Source organism: Limnothrix sp. FACHB-881 (genome assembly GCF_014698135.1).
GTDB lineage: Bacteria > Cyanobacteriota > Cyanobacteriia > CACIAM-69d > CACIAM-69d > CACIAM-69d.
Genome location: NZ_JACJSN010000003.1, coordinates 89200 through 110767 on the forward strand (window position 1 = coordinate 89200; position 21568 = coordinate 110767).

General features: G+C 58.6%; 11 protein-coding genes. 4 read left to right on the forward strand and 7 right to left on the reverse strand.

The window, feature by feature from the left end; translation table 11 throughout:
- Positions 1-135 precede the first annotated feature (135 nt).
- The 7 genes from H6G52_RS04530 to rpsT all read right to left on the reverse strand — a co-directional run bounded on the left by H6G52_RS04530 (position 136) and on the right by rpsT (position 14211).
- The gene (locus tag H6G52_RS04530) at positions 136-1857 is read right to left on the reverse strand and encodes an NFACT family protein (RefSeq protein WP_190355557.1); all 1722 of its coding nucleotides are present in this window, start codon (positions 1855-1857) and stop codon (positions 136-138) included.
- A gap of 85 nt (positions 1858-1942) precedes the next feature.
- Positions 1943-3073 carry a glycine cleavage system aminomethyltransferase GcvT gene (gene gcvT, locus H6G52_RS04535; protein ID WP_190355558.1) on the reverse strand — a complete coding sequence of 377 codons (1131 nt, stop codon included), beginning with the start codon at positions 3071-3073 and terminating at the stop codon, positions 1943-1945.
- Positions 3074-3258: 185 nt separating this feature from the next.
- Positions 3259-7278, reverse strand: a complete 4020-nt coding sequence (locus H6G52_RS04540) for a DNA-directed RNA polymerase subunit beta' (protein ID WP_190526745.1) — start codon at positions 7276-7278, stop codon at positions 3259-3261.
- Between the two features lie 95 nt (positions 7279-7373).
- The gene (locus H6G52_RS04545; RefSeq protein ID WP_190526914.1) at positions 7374-9452 is read right to left on the reverse strand and encodes a DNA-directed RNA polymerase subunit gamma; all 2079 of its coding nucleotides are present in this window, start codon (positions 9450-9452) and stop codon (positions 7374-7376) included.
- A gap of 99 nt (positions 9453-9551) precedes the next feature.
- Positions 9552-12851, reverse strand: a complete 3300-nt coding sequence (gene rpoB / locus H6G52_RS04550) for a DNA-directed RNA polymerase subunit beta (protein WP_099534590.1) — start codon at positions 12849-12851, stop codon at positions 9552-9554.
- Positions 12852-12991: 140 nt separating this feature from the next.
- Positions 12992-13801 carry a YchF/TatD family DNA exonuclease gene (locus tag H6G52_RS04555; protein ID WP_190526915.1) on the reverse strand — a complete coding sequence of 270 codons (810 nt, stop codon included), beginning with the start codon at positions 13799-13801 and terminating at the stop codon, positions 12992-12994.
- Positions 13802-13920: 119 nt separating this feature from the next.
- Positions 13921-14211: a 30S ribosomal protein S20 gene (rpsT, locus tag H6G52_RS04560; RefSeq protein WP_190526748.1), complete on the reverse strand. Its 291-nt coding sequence runs from the start codon at positions 14209-14211 to the stop codon at positions 13921-13923.
- A gap of 574 nt (positions 14212-14785) precedes the next feature.
- Between rpsT and hisD the strand changes: the two genes are divergently transcribed.
- The 4 genes from hisD to H6G52_RS04580 all read left to right on the forward strand — a co-directional run bounded on the left by hisD (position 14786) and on the right by H6G52_RS04580 (position 21461).
- Positions 14786-16096, forward strand: a complete 1311-nt coding sequence (hisD, locus tag H6G52_RS04565; protein ID WP_190526918.1) for a histidinol dehydrogenase — start codon at positions 14786-14788, stop codon at positions 16094-16096.
- Positions 16097-16470: 374 nt separating this feature from the next.
- Positions 16471-17541, forward strand: a complete 1071-nt coding sequence (gene acsF / locus H6G52_RS04570) for a magnesium-protoporphyrin IX monomethyl ester (oxidative) cyclase (protein WP_190526750.1) — start codon at positions 16471-16473, stop codon at positions 17539-17541.
- Positions 17542-17806: 265 nt separating this feature from the next.
- Positions 17807-18781, forward strand: coding sequence for a vitamin K epoxide reductase family protein (locus H6G52_RS04575; protein ID WP_190526752.1), 975 nt, complete (start codon positions 17807-17809; stop codon positions 18779-18781).
- Between the two features lie 742 nt (positions 18782-19523).
- Positions 19524-21461 (forward strand): serine/threonine phosphatase, encoded by a 1938-nt coding sequence (locus tag H6G52_RS04580; RefSeq protein WP_190526920.1) that lies wholly within the window; start codon positions 19524-19526, stop codon positions 21459-21461.
- Positions 21462-21568: the final 107 nt, after the last annotated feature.

The following is a 21568-nucleotide window of genomic DNA, read 5'->3' on the forward strand; positions in this document are numbered from 1 at the left end:
ATTGATGATTGCTTGGACAGCGGGCAACCAACAGAAGCAGGGGACGATCGCCCCGTCTGGCCCCTGGGGTTGGGCAGGGTCTTCCGCAAAACGATCAAGCATTTCGAGCGATCGCCCTTCAGTCCGCCCAGATCCTTAGCCCACCAGCGATCGCTGTGGCTGTCCCCAAATCACCCGCTCATGCTTGTAAATCACTAGCCCCGGTTTAGCGCCTTTGGGTTTGTACAGATGCCGAGGTTCCGTGTAAATCACGGGAACCTGTTCTGCTTGCCGGGCCCGGCTGTAGCGAGCGGCCAGGTCGGCGGTGAATTGCAAATCGGCGCGATCGGGCTGGGATCCCGCTGGCATCCGCAACAGCACATGGCTGCCGGGAATTTCCTGGGCATGGAACCACAAGTCATAGGCCGTGGCCAACCGAAAGGAGAGTCGATCGTTCTGGGCATTGTTGCGGCCAATCCAGACTTCATAGCCGCTGGGGGTGGTGAATTTGCGGAACCCTTCACCGGGGTCAGGCAAGGCCCGGCGATAGCCCGGATCCTCCAAATAACCTTCCTGCACCAGTTCATCACGAATTTCTTCGAGGGCGCTCAGATCTTCAGGGCCGCCGTAGTCCTCAAATTCACTGAGGCTTTCTTCCACCTCTTCCAGGTAGGCTAATTCGCTGCGGGCGGCGAGCAGTAGCGGTTCGATCGCGCTGCGGGAGCGATCGAGCTTTTGATATTTTTTGTAGAGCTGTTGGGCGTTTTGGACACCGGTTTTCGCCGGATCTAGGGCGATGGTCACGGGTGCGCCGGTCTCAAAGTCCGGCAGGCTGATTCGATCCAGCCCCGGTTCCCAATGGTGCAAATGGGCCATCAACAGGTCAGCCCGCGATCGAAACTGGTCGGCTTCGGCGGATTGGGCCAGGCGATCGGTAAATTCTTCAACTTTTTTGCGCAGCTTGCTGGCGAGGTTGCTCACCTTTTGCCGCAACTGTTGCCAAAGCCGTTGGAAGGCTTCCCGATCGAGCCGATCGCCATAGTAGCGATCGAGCAGGTCTTGCACCGATGGGGCCGATCGCTGTTCCTGCCACCCCAGCACGTCGTAGCCCGCTTCCGTCCAACCGGGCGCAAAGTCTCCCATTTCCAGCCGTTTCAGCCAGCCTTGCCAAACTTCAAACAGCCGCCGCTGACCTGCCAGTTCCAGGGTTTCCACCGGCTGCTGGGGGTCAATTTCGGCCGCGGTCAGCAGGCTTTTGACCAAGGGCGAGCTGAGGCCACGATAGGTTTTCAGCAGTTGGCGACTGATGGGGCCAGGAATCAGGGAAACCCGCTCCCACCAGCGATCAAAGGATTCGGTTGGTTGCGGTGTGGCCTCCGTCAGTTTGGGCGGCGCACTGTAGCGATCGCCCGTTTGGATCGGCCGCACCCGCGACTGCTGGGCGCTCACTTGGTGGGCTGCGGTGACGATCGTGCCGTCCGCCGTGGTCAAAATGGCATTGCTGTACTTGCCCATAATTTCCACATACAGATGCCACAGGGGCGGATCGCCCGGCCGTCGGGCAAATTGCAAATCCACCACCCGCTCCCAAGGGGCCACCTCTGCAAAAGACACCAGGGCCAAGCCTTTCAGTTGATGCAACAACTGTTGGCTAAAGGTAAAGGTGTCCGGTTCCTTGGGCGGTGCGGCCCCAACGCAGAGCCGCGCCGCCTGGGGATGCCAGGAAATGCCCAACCAACCGCGCCGATCGATCGTTCGCAGGCAAAGGTAGACCGTGAAGCGATCGCGCTGAAAAACCTGTTCCAAGCGGGCCGGTAACCAGTCGCGCCGCAGTTCCCACAAACTCGCTATCAGGGTGGTGTAATCAACGGGTTGCATGGGACACTCTCGGGCGGGCAACGGATCAGGCGGCGGGTCAGGGCGATCGGGACGATCGGGGCGATCAGGGGCAATCTGCAAACCACTAGGGTTTGGGACGGCGGTAGAAGGGACGATTGACCACCTCAGCGGTGATGAATTTATTCCGAATTTGCACCTCCAAGGCTTGCCCCACTTCCGCCAGGGCCGTGGGCACGTAGGCCAAGGCGATCGGGCGGTTGAGGGTGGGTGAAAATGTCCCGCTGGTGACGATGCCCACCGGTTCTCCCTGGTGCAACACCGGGTAATCATGGCGGGCGATGTGGCGATCGGGCAAGCTCAATCCCACCAGCCGGCGGGGAATGCCGGCCGCCTGTTGAGCCTCCAGGGCCGCCCGCCCCAGGAAGTCTCCCTTGCGATCGAGATGCACCAGCCAATCTAAGCTGCCTTCAAAGGGCGTGGTTTCCTCGGTGATGTCCTGACCATAGAGGGCCATGGCCGCCTCCAAGCGCAGGGTGTCACGGGATCCCAGCCCACAAGGAGCCACGCCCGCTGCAATTAACCGCTGCCAAAGCCGTTGCCCCGCCTCCAGATCCAGCATGATTTCAAAGCCATCTTCGCCCGTGTAGCCGGTGCGGGCCATGAAAACGGCATCCGTTCCCAGGTGCGTGCGAATCGATCGATAGAACTTGAGTTGTCCCAAATCCGCCGCGATCCAGGGTTGCAAGGTGGCGGCGGCAGTTGGCCCCTGCACCGCAATCAAGATCTGCTCGGGCGATCGATCCATGACCGTCACCGCCGGATCCAAGTGAGCCGCCAACCAAGCCAGATCCTTAGCGGTGGTGGCGGCATTAATAATCACCGTGGCGCGATCGGCCCCTTCGCTATAGACAATCAAGTCGTCCACAATGCCGCCCTGCTCGTTCAGCAGCACCGTATATTTCCCTTGCCCCGGCTGGAGCGGGCTGAGATCGCTGGGCACTAACTGCCCCAAGGCCGTTTGCCAGGGGCCTTGCAGTTCCAGCTTGCCCATGTGAGAAATGTCAAAACAGCCCACGCCCGATCGCACGGTTCGGTGCTCTTCCATCAGGCCAGCAAACTGCACTGGCATTTCCCAACCGCCAAAACCGGTCATTTTTGCGCCCAACTCAACGCAGGCGGCAAACAAGGGGGTACGGCGTAGCTCGATCGCGCTCAAGGGATTGTCCTCAAGGGTAGAAATTGGGGCCTTTCTCATTATGCCGGGTTGGTCACGCCGCCATCAAAAAGGAGCGATCCCATGATCTCAATGATCTGGATCGCTCCTCGGAATAACGCTTAATCAGGATGCACCAAGGGGCTGCATCAAGTTGCTGAGGTTAGGTGTTGCCCCCATCACCCACTACCCGATGAGCCGGGCGATCGGGTCACAGGGTTGAGCACCTAGTCTTCATCGTCGAAATCTTCGCCGCCGTCGGTGTAGCTCTCTTCCTCTTCCTCATCGCCGCTGCTGGTGTAGCGGCTGCCGTAGCTGCCGCCGATGTCCTCATCATCGATAATCGCCGGATTGCGACTCAGTCCATAGGCCGCCTCAGCGCCCAGGTCGATCGTCCCTTCCAGCTCATAGGCCCGCGCCGTGCGATCGTCCAGCACCACATCGGCCAGCTCTCCATCGTCGCCGTAGAGCGGATCGGTCAGGGTGTAACCCGTGGTTTCGTAGGGGCTAATTTCATCCACCAGGCCTTCTTCGTAGGCATTGAAGCCCGTACCCGCCGGAATCAGACGACCGATGATCACGTTTTCCTTCAGGCCGCGCAGCCAGTCGGATTTGCCTTCGATCGCCGCTTCCGTCAGTACCCGCGTGGTTTCCTGGAAACTGGCCGCCGAAATGAAACTGTCCGTGTTCAGCGAAGCCTTGGTGATCCCCAACAGCACGGGCGTGTAGAGGGCCGGAGCCGCGCCGGTAATCGACATGGCTTCATTCACCCGCTCCACCTGTTGCAGTTCCACCAACTCACCCGGCAGCATTGTCGTATCGCCACCGTCATCGATCCGCACCTTGGAGGTCATCTGCCGCACAATCACTTCAATGTGCTTGTCGGAGATTTCAATCCCCTGGGACTGGTACACGGACTGCACTTCATCCACCAGGAATTTTTGCACCCGTTGCAAGCTGTCGAGGGCCGCTTCGTAGGGCGACATCAACTCCGCGTAGTAGTTGTAGAAGATTTCCAGGGTTTCGTGGGGGTTGGCCGGGCCGTCGGTCAGCGGTTCCGCCACGTTCGCCGTTTGGCCATCGACCACCTGCACGTTTTGACCGGCTCGAATTGGGTATTCCGCCAAGGTGCCATCGTTCTCGATGATCTTGACTTCCACCGTGTCATCTTCCCCATAGACCACTTGGGCCGTACCGGGACGACGGGCCAAAACGCAAGCTTCCTTGGGCTTCCGAGCTTCCAGCAGCTCCTCAATCCGGGGCAAACCTTGGATGATGTCTCCGGTTTTGGTGCGCTCAAACACCAGCAACACCAGATTGTCACCCCGCTGCACCAAGTCGCCATCGTCAATGTGCAACACGGCTTGGGAGGACACGCGGTAGGGGCGTGCCACCCGCAACACCAGGTGATCTTCCCCGATCGACAGCACTTGGCCCGATTCGGCGCTGACCTGGCCGGGCGCAATTTCGCTCTTGCCCGCCACCACCAAGTCATCCACTTTGACGGTCGGAGTTGCCTGGGTCGCCACGGTCACCTGATCGGTGGGGCGCATGATCAGCAAACGCCGCAGGCTTTCCCCGTCGCCGCGAATGCCGCGCACTTCCCCGCCGTCTTTGGCTTGGATTTCGGTGCGGGCCACCACGGCTCCCGGATCCACCCGATCGCCATCCTTCACCAGCAGGCGCGTGTGGGTGCTGCCCTGGGTCGGATCCGCAGACACATCCCGCCGCACCACCAGGGATTCCAAAATCACCAGTTGCAGGCGCTTGATGTCTTCGTCCGTTGGATCATCCACCAGTTCGATATCGGCGGCCAACTGCGGCGTACCCTTATCCATTTCCAGGATCAGTTGGGTGCGCAGCAGGTCAATCCCTTCCACGGACTTAACCCGCTCACCGTCCTTGAACGGAATCCGCTGAACGGCCCGCAGTTTGATCGATCGCCCGGCTTCTTCGGCGGAATCTTGGCTCGGCACGGCCGGCTCATCGGGCACAGTGAACTCAATCACCGGCCGCAGCAACAGGCCCGACCCTTCCGGCGTTTCCACATATTCCACGCAAACCAGCTCTTCGGCGGGCAGCCCCGGAATAATGTCTTGACCGGGGGTGATGATTTGCCCATCGACGGTGGCCACCAAGTCCGGATCATCGACCATCCGCAGATCACCGGGCTTGATCGAAATTTCCCGCAGAATGTCGTTCTTTTGGATGACTTCGACGATACCGGCGCTCTGGCAGAAGATGTCCTTGACGATCTCAGTGCCCGCTTCCACATACTGGCCGTCTTCCACCATCAACAGGGAGATGTCCTTGTTGATTTCGTGGGTTTCTTCGGGAATCCAAAGCAGCGTGCCCCCTTGGAGCACTTCATAGCCCTGTTTGCCCTTGGCTTTTTTGGCCACTTCCACACCGGAGTAGCGCAGAATCCCGCCGGTGCTGGTGCGGTAGTGGTCGTCAATCAGCTCGGCCACCACTTGGTTGTGCAACACCTTGGTGCCGGGGGTGGCAATCAGGGAGAACAGTTGTCCCCGATCGGTCTCAATCAGGTAGTGATCGCGACCTTGGGCGCTTTCGGTGCGGATCCGAGCTTCATTCAGCAACACCGAGGCGGTGATAATTTCAATTTCCCGGCTGCCGGCCTTGCCGTCGGCTTCGGCCACCTCGATCGGGAGGCGCACCACCCCGCCATGCTCCGTCACCAATCGGGTTTCCGCCAGGATGCTGTTGGCCTCTACCACGCTGCCATTTTTGACCGTGGGTTCAGCCCCCGGCGGCAGGTTGTAGACTTCCCCAGACAGCACCCAAATTAGCCCACTCCGCTGAGCAATCCGGGTGGTGTTGCCTTGGCGGTCTTTTTTCTCTTCGGGATAGACTCCATCGAACAGCACCTCACCGGCCATGTCCGAAGGCACGTCCTTGGTGGCTTTTTCGGTGGATTTCCGGGTGGTGCGCCCTTGGGCCTGCACCTCCACCAGCATTTGACCCAGCTTCACTTCTTCACCGCTGCGGGCAATCAGGATCGAACCTTGGCTAGCTTCGAAGGTTTCCTTTTTGCCACCGGCTTCCACGGTGAGTTTGGTGGGCGCTTCCAGCAACAGGGCATCTTCCCCGTGGCGGGTGCGGAAGGAGCGGGCCCGCAGGTTTTTGGGATACTTGACCACCCCATCAAAGGGCGCACGAATCTGACCGGCCACTTCCCCGGTGAAGACCCCCCCCGTGTGGAAGGTGCGCATGGTGAGCTGTGTCCCGGGTTCCCCGATCGACTGGGCCGCGATAATCCCCACCGCTTCACCCATGTCCACCATGCTGCCGTGGGCCAAGCTCCAGCCATAGCACTTTTGGCAGACCGATCGGGCCGCTTCACAGGTCAGGGGCGATCGCACGATCACCTCTTCCACGCCCGCCGCTTCGATTTCCTTGGCCAACTCATCGGAAATGTCTTGGTTGCGGGCCGCCAGCACCTCGCCGGTTTGCGGATGAACCACATCCACCGCCACCACCCGACCCAACAGTCGGGAGCTAATCGGAATCAGGATTTTTTCATCGTCGGTCATGGCCCGAACCGGAATCCCCCGTTCCGTGCCGCAATCGGTTTCCCGAATGATCGTGTCCTGAGACACGTCCACCAACCGGCGCGTTAGGTAACCGGAGTCCGCCGTGCGCAACGCCGTATCCACCAACCCCTTACGCGCCCCGTAGGAGGAAATGATGTATTCGGTGACGGTCAGCCCTTCGCGGAAGTTGGTTTTAATCGGCAAGTCGATGATTTCCCCTTGGGGGTTCGCCATCAAGCCGCGCATCCCCACCAACTGGCGCACCTGGGACAGGTTCCCCCGCGCTCCCGAGAAGGCCATCATGTAGACGGAGTTCAGGGGATCGTTGGATTCAAAGTTGCGCACCACCTCATCTTTCAGGTTTTCGCTGGTGCCGTTCCAGGTGTCGATTACCTTTTGGAAGCGCTCCACTTCCGTAATTTCCCCGCGCACATATTTGGTTTCTGTGCGGCGGATTTCCTCTTCGGCGGCTTCCAGCAGTTGGCGCTTAATCGGCGGAATTTGCAGGTCATCGACACTAATCGAGACCCCGGCACGGGTGGCGAATTTAAAGCCCAGATCCTTCAGGGCATCGGCAAGCTGGGAGGTGCGGGCCGTTCCATAGTGGGTAAAGGCCCAGGCGATCAGGTTCCGCAGTTGACCCTTACGGATCACGCGGTTGTAAAAGATGGGTTGGGTCGGTTGGTCAGCCATGATCGGTTCGATCTTGTTGCGGTGATGGGGCCAAGCAGGGAAAAGCGATCGCCCCGATCGGGGCCGGGGCCAACGGGGCGATCGCGCAGGCTGGATTAGCCGATGCTGAGGACAGCCTGTTGAATCGTTTGGTTCAGCAAAATGCGACCCGGCGTGGTGCGGATGTATTGGGCCAGCAGTTCACCATCGCACTCGCGCCGGAGGCTGAGGGGGCGGCGGGTCTTTTTGCCCAGGGTGATGGTGGTGGCGGTGCTGCCTGCGGGAATCGTCACCGACTCGGCCGGCTGGGCCACGCGAATCGTCACCTGCTCCGGCGTAATCCGAATCACTTGCCCCGTGGCGGGCGCACTCACACCGGCTGCCAAAGCCGTGCCTTCTACCACCACATGGCCGTTGTTAATCACGGGGGTTTCACCATTCAGGGACACATCAATGGTGTCTTCACCCACCATCACCCACTGCTCCCCAACGCCCTCGTCATGCTCCACGGGGCCGTTGTACTGCACCCAAACATAGGTATGGAGGCCCACCTTGCCCCGATCGTAGGCGATCGTCGCATCATCCAGGCTGGCAAAGTAGCGCAGCACATCGGCCTTCTGGTTCGGGTTTTCGGCCGTTAGGTAGTAGCAGCCCAACACCATGTCTTGGCTAGGGGTAATAATCGGGCGACCCGTTGCCGGGGACAGCACATTATTAGAAGCCAGCATCAGCAGGCGCGCTTCGGCCTGGGCTTCCAACGACAGGGGCACGTGTACTGCCATTTGGTCACCGTCAAAGTCCGCGTTAAAGGCCGGACAAACCAACGGGTGCAACTGAATGGCACGCCCATCCACCAAGATCGGCTCAAAGGCCTGAATCCCCAACCGGTGCAGGGTCGGAGCGCGGTTCAGCATCACCGGGTGGCCGTCAATCACCTCTTCCAGCACATCCCAAACGGCGGGGTCGTTGCGCTGGATCATCTTCTTGGCGGCCTTGATGTTGTTGACCAGGCCTTGCTTGATCAACCGGTGGATCACGAAGGGCTGAAACAGCTCGATCGCCATTTCCCGGGGCAGACCGCATTGGTGAATCTTCAGATTCGGCCCGACCACGATTACGGAACGGCCGGAGTAGTCCACCCGTTTACCCAGCAGGTTTTGGCGGAAGCGACCCTGTTTCCCTTCAATGATGTCCGACAGGGACTTCAGGGGGCGGTTGTTGGCTCCCACCACCGTCCGACCGCGCCGACCGTTATCAATCAGCGCATCAACGGCTTCTTGCAACATCCGCTTTTCGTTGCGGACAATGATTTCTGGAGCCAGGATCTCTTGCAAGCGAGCCAACCGGTTGTTGCGGTTAATCACCCGACGATAGAGATCGTTCAAGTCCGAGGTGGCAAACCGCCCCCCATCCAACTGCACCATCGGTCGCAGGTCGGGCGGGATCACCGGAATCACATCCAGCACCATCCACTCGGCCTTGGCCCCGGTGGCCACAAAGTTGTCAATCACCCGCAGGCGCTTGATCAGCTTGGCCCGCTTTTGCCCCTTGGCCGTGGCAATTTCTTCCCGCAAGCGCTCGGCTTCCTGCTCCAGGGGAATATCCTGCAACAGGCGCTGAATCGCTTCGGCCCCGATGCCCACTTCCACGCCTTCGAGATCCGAGTCATCGGCGTAGAGGCGATCTTCAATTTCGATCCACTGCTCTTCGCTCAGCAGTTGCTTGTAGCTGAGATCCGACGCATTGCCCGGATCGAGCACCACGTAGGAGTTGAAGTACACCACCTGCTCCACATCGCGCAGGGGCATATCCAACAGGATCGCCATGTAACTGGGGATCCCCTTCAGATACCAAACGTGGGTGACGGGGGCCGCCAGTTTGATGAAGCCCATCCGGTGACGACGCACCCGCGATTCGGTCACTTCCACGCCGCAACGTTCGCAGACAATACCGCGGTGGCGCACCCGCTTGTATTTGCCACAGTGGCATTCCCAATCCTTGGCGGGGCCAAAAATCCGCTCGCAGAATAGCCCGTCCATTTCGGGCTTCAGGGTGCGGTAGTTGATCGTTTCGGGCTTGGTCACTTCACCGACGATTTGACCGTTGGGCAAGGTACGCTCGCCCCATTGGCGAATCCGCTCGGGCGAGGCGATGCCGATCTTTACGTAGTCAAAGCGCTGCTTGAGTTTCGACATGGTTGTTCGGTGACGGTGGGCAATCAGCAGGCAAACGGGATCGGGTCGATCGCCCCAGATAGAAGATTCAGGGGGCGATCGATCCGCAGAACTCACACCTTACTCGTCGTCAAACCCTTCACGGGCAAACACTTCGTAAGTGGGACGGGTGGGCGCACGGCGAACGCCGGGGATATCGATCATCAGGTCTACCTCCACATCGCGGCTGGTGCCGTCGTCTTGGATTTCGCTCTTGTGGACGGCAATATCCAAGCAGAGGGATTGCAATTCGCGCATCAGCACCTTGAAGGATTCCGGCGTGCCAGGGCGCGGGATCGCTTTGCCCTTGACGATCGCGTTGAGGGCTTCGTTACGACCCTGCATGTCGTCGGACTTGACCGTCAGCAGCTCTTGCAGGATGTAGGCGGCCCCAAAGGCTTCCAAGGCCCACACTTCCATTTCCCCGAACCGCTGACCGCCCTGTTGGGCCTTACCGCCGAGGGGCTGTTGGGTCACCAGCGAGTAGGGGCCGGTGCTGCGGGCGTGGATCTTGTCATCGACCAAGTGGACGAGCTTCAGCATGTAGCCCTTGCCGACGGTGACGGGGCGATCGAACGGTTCCCCTGTTCGGCCGTCGTAGACCGTGATTTTGCCGGGATTCGTCGGCTCAAACAGCCAGTCCTTGCCGGTTTCGTCGCGGGCTTCCTGCAACTTGCCATGCACCGCCAAGCGGGAGGCTTCTGCCCCGTACATTTCGTCAAAGGGCGTGACCTTGAAGCGCATCCCCAACTGCTCACCGGCCCAACCCAGCAAGCACTCAAACACCTGACCCACGTTCATCCGGGAGGGCACCCCCAGCGGGTTCAGCACCACATCGACCGGGCTACCGTCGGGCAAGAAGGGCATATCTTCCACGGGCAGGATCTTGGAGATGATCCCCTTGTTGCCGTGGCGACCGGCCATCTTGTCGCCCACTTGGATTTTCCGCTTTTGGGCCACATAAACCCGCACAACCATGTTCGCGCCGGGGGGCAGTTCGTCGCCCTGTTCTCGGGTAAATACCCGCACATCGACGACGCGACCCTTTTCACCGTTCGGCACGCGCAGGGAGTTGTCGCGCACGTCCCGGGCCTTTTCACCGAAGATCGCCCGCAACAGTTTTTCTTCCGGCGGTTGATCCGATTCACCCTTGGGCGTGACTTTCCCGACCAGGATGTCACCGGATTCCACCCAAGCGCCGATCCGGATGATGCCGTGCTCGTCTAGTTGGCGCAGGGCATCTTCGCCCACGTTGGGAATTTCGCGGGTGATTTCTTCGGGGCCGAGCTTGGTTTGGCGGGCTTCAATCTCGAATTTTTCGACGTGGATCGAGGTATAGACATCCTCGGCCACCAGGCGCTCACTGATTAGGATTGCGTCTTCGTAGTTGTAACCTTCCCAGGGCATGTAAACGACGGTGACGTTTTGCCCCAGGGCCAGTTCGCCGCCTTCCGTGGAAGAGCCATCGGCCAGCACTTGCCCGGCCACCACGCGCTCGCCACTGTAAACCAAGGGCCGCTGGTTAAGGCAGGTGTCCTGGTTCGATCGCTGGTACTTTTGCAGCTCGTATTCCAGGATGTTGCCGTCTGGATCCTTGACGCGGATTTCCTTGGCGGACACGTAGACCACTTCCCCGGCGGTGCGGGAAACGATCACCATCCCCGAGTCGCGGGCGGCCTGGGCTTCCAAGCCAGTACCCACCAAGGGGCGCTCGGGCCGCAACAGGGGCACGGCCTGCCGTTGCATGTTCGATCCCATCAGGGCCCGGTTTGCGTCGTCATGCTCCAGGAACGGAATCAAGGACGTGGCTACCGAGATAATCTGCACCGGGGAAACGGCGATGTAGTCCACCTGATCGGGACTGGTGGTGGTGAATTCCTGGCGGTAGCGCACGGGCACCGATTCCCCGAGGATGTAGCCGTTTTCGTCCATGGGCACATCCCCAGGAGCTACGCGCACATCGTCCTCTTCGTCGGCGGTCATGTAGATCGGCGAGCGATCGAGCCGGACGCGGCCATTTTCCACCGGGAAGACCGGGGTGGTGATGAAGCCGTAGGGATTGACGCGGGCATGGGTGGCCAGGGAGCCGATCAGACCAGCGTTGGGGCCTTCCGGTGTTTCGATCGGGCAAATCCGGCCATGGTGGCTGGGGTGAATGTCGCGCACCGCGAAGCCCGCCCGCTCCCGGGTCAGACCGCCGGGGCCGAGGGCACTCAGACGGCGCTTGTGGGTCAGCTCTGCCAAGGGGTTGGTCTGATCCATGAACTGGGACAGTTGGCTGGAGCCGAAGAACTCCTTAATCGCCGCCACCAGAGGTTTCGGGTTGACCAAAGAAGCGGGCGTTAGGGAATCCGCATCGGATACGGTCATCCGCTCGCGAATGATCCGCTCTAGGCGGTTCAAGCCCACGCGCACTTGGTTTTGCAGCAGTTCACCCACGGAACGCACCCGGCGGTTGCCCAGGTGGTCGATGTCGTCGGTGCTGCCCAGGTCAAATTCCAGATTGATCAGGTAATCGATCGCCGACAGGATGTCCTGCGGGGTCAACACGCGCACCGTGTCGGGAATATTCAGGTGCAGTTTGCGGTTGATCTTGTAACGGCCCACCTTGCCCAAGTCGTAGCGCTTGGGATCAAAGAAGCGCGAATCCAACAGTTGCTGACCACCCGAAACCGTCGGCGGTTCGCCCGGTCGCAGCTTGCGGTACAGCTCCATCAGCGCTTCTTCTTCCGAGAAGTCGCCTTCTTTTTCGATCGTCCGTTGGAAATATTCCGGGTGACGCAGCCCATCGAGGATTTCCGCCGTCGTCCAACCTAGGGCCTTCAGCAGCACTTGGGCCGACAGTTTGCGGGTCTTGTCGATCCGCACCCAAACCATGTCGTTTTTGTCGGTCTCGAACTTCAGCCAAGCGCCCCGGTTGGGAATCAAGCTGGCGGAGTAGGTGCGGCGACCGCTCTTGTCGATTTCAAACTTGTAGTAAACGCCGGGGCTACGGACGATCTGATTCACGATCACCCGTTCCGCGCCGTTGATGATGAAGGTTCCCCGTTCCGTCATCAGGGGCAGATCGCCAATAAAGACTTCTTGCTCCTTGATTTCGCCGGTTTCTTTGTTGATCAACCGGGTCGGCACATACATTTGCACCGAATAGGTGGCATCCCGCCGCTTGGCTTCATCAACGTCGTATTTGGGCCGCTTCAGCTTGTAGTTTTTGCCGATGAAGTGCAGCTCCAACTTGCCGGTATAGTCCGTGATCGGGGAGAAGCTATCAAGTTCTTCGATCAGGCCTTCTTCGAGAAACCAACGGAAGCTGGCCCGTTGAATTTCAATCAGGTCGGGCAGCAGAAACGAAGGGGTCGTGGTCGCGAGTTTGTCGGTCATGCGTCTCCTGGGGGCGGTGATGCCAAGTGCAAACCCGTTGGCAGATGGAACGCGGGCAGCAAAACAGCAGCAAAACAACGGTGACCGGGCTTGGCAAGGGGCAAATCGCAGGGGCGATCGCCCGGCCCGGCTGCGGGGCCCTAGGCGAGGGCCAGGGCGGGAACGGTGGGTTCGATCGACTGGGGCAGTCGGAACAACTGGCGAGCATTGGCGCTGGTCTGCTCACCCAGGGCGATCGGGTCAAGATTCCGCAGGGCGGCTACCTGGTTGAGCACCGAAACCACGTAGGCCGGTTCATTGCGACGACCGCGATGGGGAACGGGAGCCAAAAATGGGCAATCCGTTTCCACCAACAGGCGATCGAGCGGCACTACCTTGGCGGATGCCTGAATGTCTGGGGCATTCTTGAAGGTGACCGTGCCGCTGAAGCTGATGTGAAACCCAAGCTCCACAAACTGCAATGCCTGCTGAGGGGTACCTCCCCAGCAGTGCAAAACTCCCGCCGGACAACCCGGGCGATCGCGCAGAAACGCAAGCATTTCCTCAGCAGCATCGCGGCAATGGATGATCACCGGCAGACCCAAATCGCTGGCCAAATCAAGCTGGGCCCCAAAGGCCGCCAACTGCACTTGATGGGCCGTTGATTTATAGAAGTCGAGACCGGTTTCACCAATGGCCACCACCTTCGGATCCGATTGAGCCAAGGTGCGAATTTGCTCGCCCAACGCCTCTTGCCACTGATGTTCCGCCTCCAGTGGGTGTAGCCCAACGGCGAAAAACACTTCAGGGCAAGCCTGAGCGATCGCCTGAATCGCCCCAAACTCGCCCGGATGCACACAAGCGTGAACCAACGCGTCAACGCCGGCCGCCAACCAACGCTGGCGAACGGCGCTGAAATCATCACTAAAGTTGGGAAAATTAACGTGAACGTGCGTGTCGATCGCTTTCACGGCGCGTTTACCCACCTCGACTACGGCTAAGGGTTAATGCTTGGGATCTCAGCCCAGCAGTCTCAGTCAGCGATGGACAACGCACCAAGGGTGGCGAGGCCCCATCGCCCAACCAACCCTTAAGCAGCGACAGCCTTCTTCAGGTAGCTGGCCAACTGCGACTTTTTGCGCGCGGCGTTGTTGCGGTGATAAACACCCCGCTTCACGGCCTTGTCAATTTTGCTGGCGGCGTTGGACAGATTGGCTTGGACAGCTTCCAGGGCTTCCGGCGAAGGGTTAGCCGCGTAAGCATCCACCGACGACAGATATTTCTTGGTCAGGGTTCGCACCGCCGACTTATAAGCTTTATTACGCAGTCGATTACGCTCTGCGATCTGAACGCGCTTGATTGCAGACTTAATATTAGCCACGGTCGATCTCTTAGGATTTCGATTGCAACGTTGACACTAGATTCCCATGCCGGGGCAAGGGGGACACCCAAACCAGAGGATTTGGGTTCTTGCTTGTTTCTCGTGGTCGAGTCTTCCGCGCCTTCGTTCTAGGATGAGACCAGGAAAAGTCTCAGGGTCGCTCCGCAGGCTGACACCGCTACAATGAGCGGTCAAGAAGCATCGGCACTGGTTCCTTGGGCCTGGTGAGTCGTGACGCTGGTGAGCAAGAAAAAATTTCGGCTCTGGCAGTCACCCTTTGGCAAGGCTGGACAAGGAGAGATTGGACGGTGTTGGAACTGCCCGGCGATCCATAATAACACCCGCTGCCGGAACTCGTGCAAAGAACTCCGGAATTTTGTTAAAAAATGTTTTAATACTCACCGCATTAGCCCGGCGATCGCGCCAGAGTCCCGATCGCTTTTTAAGCCTTGCTCTCAGGAGCCAAGGTTTTCAGGCTGCCGAGTGTTTCTATAATGATGACTACGCCGATCTCGTCGGTAGCCACGGGGCGCTGCGAGGTCGCCGAATTGGACGACCAGGACGCGAAGACTCCATGTTGCGAATTATTACCGAATTGGCCGAGGCCCGGTCGGAGCTACGGCGGATTTGCGATCGCACCCACGATGAGCAGGTGACGCATAAGGAAGCCACCGTGCGTCAGATCCTCCAAACCGTGAAGCGCCAAGGCGATCGGGCCTTGCTAGCCTACACGGAAGAGTTTGACAAGCAGATTTTAACTGCCGAGCAACTTCGCGTCACGGGGTCGGAACTGGATGCGGCCTACCAACAGGTTTCTAAGGAACTCCTGTCGGCGATCCAACTGGCGAGCCGACAAATTGAGGAGTTTCACCGGCTGCGCGTTCCCAAAAGCTGGGTGCAATTTGGCGATCGAGATGTGGTCTTGGGCAAGCGCTACACGCCGGTCGATCGCGCCGGTCTCTACGTTCCCGGTGGGCGGGCTGCCTATCCCAGCACCGTGCTGATGAATGCGATTCCGGCCAAGGTGGCCGGGGTGGAGCGAATTGTGATGGTGACCCCGCCGGGGCCCGGGGGCGCTTTGAACCCGGCCGTGCTAGTGGCGGCCCAAGAGGCGGGCGTGACGGAAATTTACCGGGTGGGCGGGGCCCAGGCGATCGCCGCCCTCGCCTACGGGACGGAAACGATTCCGAAAGTGGACGTGATCACCGGACCGGGCAATGTTTACGTGATGTTGGCCAAGGGGCAAGTCTACGGCACGGTGGGCATTGACTCCCTCGCTGGGCCCTCAGAAGTGCTCGTGATTGCCGATCGCACCGCTGACCCCACCCACCTGGCCGCCGACCTGCTAGCCCAGGCTGAGCATGACCCCATGGCCGCCGCAATCCTGATCACCACCGATGGCGACCTGGCCGGAAAGGTGGTGAGCGAGGTCAAGGATCAACTGGCGGATCACCCTCGGCGGATTGATACGGAAAAGGCGATCGCCCATTTCGGCCTGGTCGTCGTGGTGGAAACGCTGGAGCTGGCGGCGGAATTATCTAACGAATTTGCACCGGAACACTTGGAATTGGAAGTGGCGGAACCCTGGGATCTCCTGGAGCGGATTAAACATGCCGGAGCCATCTTCCTGGGCCACTCCACGCCGGAAGCAGTGGGCGACTACCTCGCGGGCCCCAACCACACCCTGCCCACCTCCGGCGCAGCCCGCTATGCCTCGCCCCTGAGCACGGAAACCTTCATGAAGCACTCCAGCATCATTTCCTATTCCGCCGGGGCCCTGTCGTCCGTGTCTTCGGCGGTGCAGGCATTGGCGGAAGCGGAGGGTCTGCCGTCCCATGGCTATTCCGTGAAGGTGCGCACCGATCGCCCCAGTCCCGAACGATAGGGGGGATCAGCAGGCAATTGGGCACTTTAGGGCAATTAGAAGTTGAGATTTGTTGCAGATTGTTACCTGTTGTTGTAACTCTTCATATCCCATCCCCCATCCCCCCAAAGGAGATTGATAGACTAAACAACAGTTTTTTTAAGGCTTTTGATCTTTAGTGATCTTTGGCAAGCCGTTTTTAAAATCCCAACGCAGCCTTTGATCCCACACAACCGCTGTGCAGTTGTCAGGAAAAAATCGCTGCTGATCATCCCGTTGACGACCCTTCCCTAGCACGCTGATAGATCCGTTCAGATTGCGCCAGTCAGATCGATCCAGATCCTCTTTGGCTCAGTCATCCGCCCAACCCGTACCTCGATCGCACTAAGCAATTCATGGTTAGCACTCCCCAAAAACCGCAAGCCGTCCAGCCGGGAGTCAAAGTTCCCGCCAAGGACACGATCCTCACGCCGCGCTTTTACACCACCAACTTCGAAGAAATGGCGGCGATGGATATCTCCGCCAACGAAGAGGAACTCCAAGCAATCATCGAAGAATTTCGGGTGGACTATAACCGCCACCACTTCGTGCGCGATGAGGAGTTCAACCAAAGCTGGGATCACATTGACGGCAAAACCCGCGAGCTGTTCATTGAGTTTCTGGAGCGCTCCTGCACCGCTGAGTTTTCGGGCTTCTTGCTTTACAAGGAACTGTCGCGGAAACTGAAGGGCAAAAACCCGGTGCTGGCCGAAGGGTTTGAGCTGATGTCGCGGGATGAAGCACGCCATGCGGGCTTCCTGAACAAGGCGATGACGGACTTCAACCTGTCGCTAGATTTGGGCTTCCTGACCCAAAGCAAGAGCTACACCTACTTCGCACCGAAGTTCATCTTCTACGCGACCTACCTGTCGGAAAAGATCGGCTACTGGCGCTACATCACGATCTATCGCCATCTGGAAAAGAACCCCGAAGACCGGATTTATCCGATCTTCCGCTTCTTTGAAAACTGGTGCCAAGACGAGAACCGCCACGGCGACTTTTTCGATGCGGTGCTGCGGGCCAATCCCCAATTCCTGAACGATTGGAAAGCCCGTCTCTGGTGCCGGTTCTTCCTGCTGTCGGTGTTTGCGACGATGTTCTTGAACGATCTGCAACGGAGCGGGTTTTACGCGGCGATCGGGCTGAACGCTCGCGACTATGACATCGAAGTAATTAAGAAGACCAACGAAACGGCGGGTCGGGTGTTCCCGATCATCCTGGATGTGGAGAACCCTGAGTTCTATGAGCGGCTTGATCGCTGTGCCGCCAACAACATCAAGTTGGGTGAAATCGCTGCCTCGAACGAACCGGGCTTCGTGAAGACCCTGCAAAAGTTGCCGTTGATTTTGAACACGGCTTGGCAGCTCATTGCCCTGTTCCTGATGCCGCCCATCCGGGTTGACCAAAATTGGTCGGTGGCTCGCTAGAACTCGGGAATTAGCCCTGATTTGACTGTCATTTCGAGCTGATTGGGTGGCCAGTGCTGAGCATTGGCCATCTTTTTTGTCTCTTCTTCTTTTGTCTCTTTTCTGCGTTTTGATCGCTTTTTCTGGCCCATTCGGCCGGTCATTTGCGCACTATCAAGCAATGATTCGTTGACCTTCCTAGACAGCGGTAAGGCCGTTCGCTACCCTGAAGTCTGTAGTGACGGCTCTGCCGTATCCCGATCGAGATGGTTCTCTGTGCCTTGCCATGACTGCTTCTAGCACAAAACGCCGCCGCCAACTGCCTTGGCTCCATCGCCACGGTCGCACCGTAATTGCGGGCATCGCCGGAACCGGTTTGGTGCTCACCAGCTATCTAACCGTGGTGAAGTTAACGGGCGCAAAGGCGGCTTGCCCCACAGAAGGGTGCGATCGCGTCCTGAACAGTCCCTATGCCGAGGTGTTGGGGATACCGCTGCCGCTGATTGGAATGTTGGGTTATGGCGCGATGTTGTTGTTGGCGCTGGCTCCCCTGGTAACCCAACAGGCCCGTAAGGATCTGCAAGTGCAGATTGAAGAATGGAGCGGCTTGCTGTTGGTGGCGGGCGGCGCAGCGATGGCCACGTTCAGCGGCTATTTGATGTATGTGATGGTCTCGGAAATTCGCGAGACTTGTCTCTATTGCTTGGGGTCGGCGTTCTTTTCCCTGTCGCTGTTTGGCCTGGCCCTCAGCAGTCGCCGTTGGGATGATTTAGGGAAACCCATTTTTACGGCGATCGGGCTGGCCATCATCACACTGGTGGGAACCTTGGGGGTCTATGCCACTCCCAGCGGATCCAGTTCCAACGGCTCGGAAATGTTCACCATCAAGACCACTTCCGGCCCAGCGGAAATTGCTTTAGCCGAGCACCTGACCAAAGCAGGGGCGCAGGAATTTGGAGCCTATTGGTGTCCCCACTGCCACGAGCAGAAAGAACTGTTTGGCAAGGAGGCGGCCGCAAAGCTGCCCTATGTGGAGTGTGATCCCAACGGCAAGAACGCCAAACCGGATCTTTGTCGGGCGGCGGGAATTCGCAGTTTCCCCTCCTGGAAAATTGGCGGCAAGCTCTATGAAGGGGTGACTCCGCTCGATCGCCTGGCGGATTTGTCGGGTTATCAGGGCGATCGCACCTTCCGCCAAGGAAGCCTTCAGGAACTGCCAAACCGCGCCGCCCCGATCCCAGAACCCGCCCCTAGTCCTTAAACCCCAATGACTTTCAGCCCAACACCTGAGTTCAGGAGGTTGGGCGTTGTCGATTTTGGGGCCATGATGGGGAGTTGGGCCGAAAATCTTGAAAAATTTGCAAATGCTTCGCCGGATCAGGCAACTTTTCGCTAGAAAAGCTAAAACAGACGGAATTTGCGTCAGCAGCGGCTGATTAAGCCCCCCCGAGCACCACGGAGATGGACACTAGCTCAGCGGGGCCGGATACGGAACGCGGTGAACTCCAAAACTGGGTTCAGGTGCTGGGTGCAGATGCCATTCGATCGCGATCGCGCGTATGAGACCGGAGCTGCCCTAAATTGGCTGGGACTTCCATATTCAAGGCTCGCCCCCCCAAAACCGTTAATTACGCCGTAACGAAGCCAATTCAAGAGAGTGAGGTATCTATACACGATCCTTAATCTCTGAAGCGTTACGATTGAGACCAGGAGCAGTCAGCTAGAATCCAGAAAAGATCGTCAAACATCTTGCCGGGGGCGGCCACTTTTGACCTGGCCCATTTGGCTTGACTCGATCCAGTATTTCCGATCAGGGTGGCGTGCCAACGGCTATTCGCGATGTTCTGTTTAGGCATTCTGTTTAGACGTTCTGTTTAGGCGTTTCGTTTAGATGCTCCGTTTAATAGTCCTCGTGATTTGATTACTCGATTTAATCACCCAAGCTTGATCACCCATCGATCAACCAACCCTGATCACTCTTGAGACCTCTGACAGTGGCTGCTATGCAGATTTGTCCCCAGTGCCAATGTGAAAACCCTGATGACAACAAGTACTGTCAGCAGTGTGGTGCCTCGCTCGATCGACTGCTCTGTCCGGAATGCGGCACTGAGAATCCCGTCGGTCAGCTCACCTGTAGTGACTGTGGCCAAGCAATCGGGACAGTTCTGCAAGCTCTTTTGGTGCCACCGGAGCCGGATGCCGCTTGGCCAAATCCCCCCGAGACCAATGATCCTGACCAGCCTTTTCTGCGCTACAGGCCCTTGACCCCGATTCGGGCGATCGATGCCAGCGCCCAATATCAAACCCAAGTGCTGGATCAACAACCTTATCGACTGCGATTTTTCGATCGCTGGTTGCACCAACCGATCGAGGGCGACGCGGAACCCACCTTGCCCCCCAGCTCTCAACCCGCAACTTACGAACTCTCGATCGAGTCCCAGATTCCCTCCATTGCCCAACCCTATCTGCTGCTCGATTCACAACTGGGCCAACGCTTGCCCCAGGTCTACGACACCTGGCAAGGAGAAGGCTGGCAAGTTCTGTTGATTGAGGATCGATCGGACTGGAAATCCCTGAGCGATCTGTGGCGAGATCCCGACACACCCACCCTGCAAGTCCTGCACGATCTCTACGAAATGCTCGACCTTTGGGAAGAGCTAATTCCCGTGCAATGTACCGCCAGTCTGCTGGTGCTCGACAACCTGTGTGTTGACGAAGACAGCGTTCTGAGCCTCAAGCGTCTGCATGACCCCACCGCGCATCCGGAGCAGCCTACCGCCGCCAGCAGCCTCACGCACTTGGGCGAAGCCTGGCTACAGTTGCTGACCCAAGCGGAACACCCAGGAGCCGACTCCCTAATTAACCTGGCTCAACTGATTGCTCGGGGTCAGTTCACCAGCCCCGACGTGGTGCGCCAGCACCTGCGGCTCATTGCTGACAACTTGGAGCAAAAATCCCCCGTAGCCGCGATCGCCGCCACCAGCCTGAGCGAAAGCGTGGCCATGCCTTCTAGCTCGGTTGTTCCTAACGGTGGCAATCCGCTCGCTAATCTTCCCCTCAGCAGCCTGCGGGATGACGATGAGGACGATACACCCACGATCGTCCTGCCCATGAAATTGTCGAGTCTGGATGAGGCGGGGCGCACCGATATTGGTCGCCAGCGCGATCATAATGAGGACTACTTCGGCATTTACACCAACTTCCAGCGCCTGGAAACCCCCAACGGCAGGACGGTTCGGGCCCACAATCTCTATATCCTCTGCGACGGGATGGGGGGCCATGCCAGCGGGGAAGTGGCCAGCCACTTGGCGGTCAAAACCCTTCAGGACTATTTCCAAACCAATTGGCAAACTGAAATGCCCCCGATCGAGGCCATTCGAGAGGGCATCTTCATTGCCAATCAGGCCATTTACGACGAAAACCAAAGCGAGCAGCGATCGGGCAGTGGACGAATGGGAACCACCCTGGTTTTAGTGCTTGTCCACAACTCCAAGGTGGCCGTGGCCCACGTGGGAGACAGCCGGCTTTATCGGCTCACCCGCCGTCGGGGTCTTGAGCAAATCACCACCGACCACGAAGTCGGACAGCGGGAAATTCAGCGCGGCATTGACCCCGATGCCGCCTACAGCCGCCCCGATGCCTATCAACTCACCCAAGCTCTGGGCCCCCGCGATAACACCGGAGTGGATCCAGAAATCCAGTTTTTGGATCTGGATGAAGATGCTCTGTTGTTGCTCTGTTCCGATGGATTGAGCGACAACGACTTGATTGAAACCCACTGGCAAACCCACTTAGCCCCACTGATTAGCTCTCGCGCCAACCTTGACCAAGGGGTTTCGCAACTGGTGGAGCTGGCAAATCAGCACAATGGCCATGACAACATCACGGCCCTGCTGATTCGAGCGAAGGTGCAGCCCAACATGGACAGCATGTTGATGTAGAGCTGGGCGCTGATTGACGTAGAACTGGGCACTGAATTGGGCCAGTCGGCCAGGCTTCCTCAATGGTTTAACCAACATCCAGGAAGCCACGGTCGATCGAACGGGGA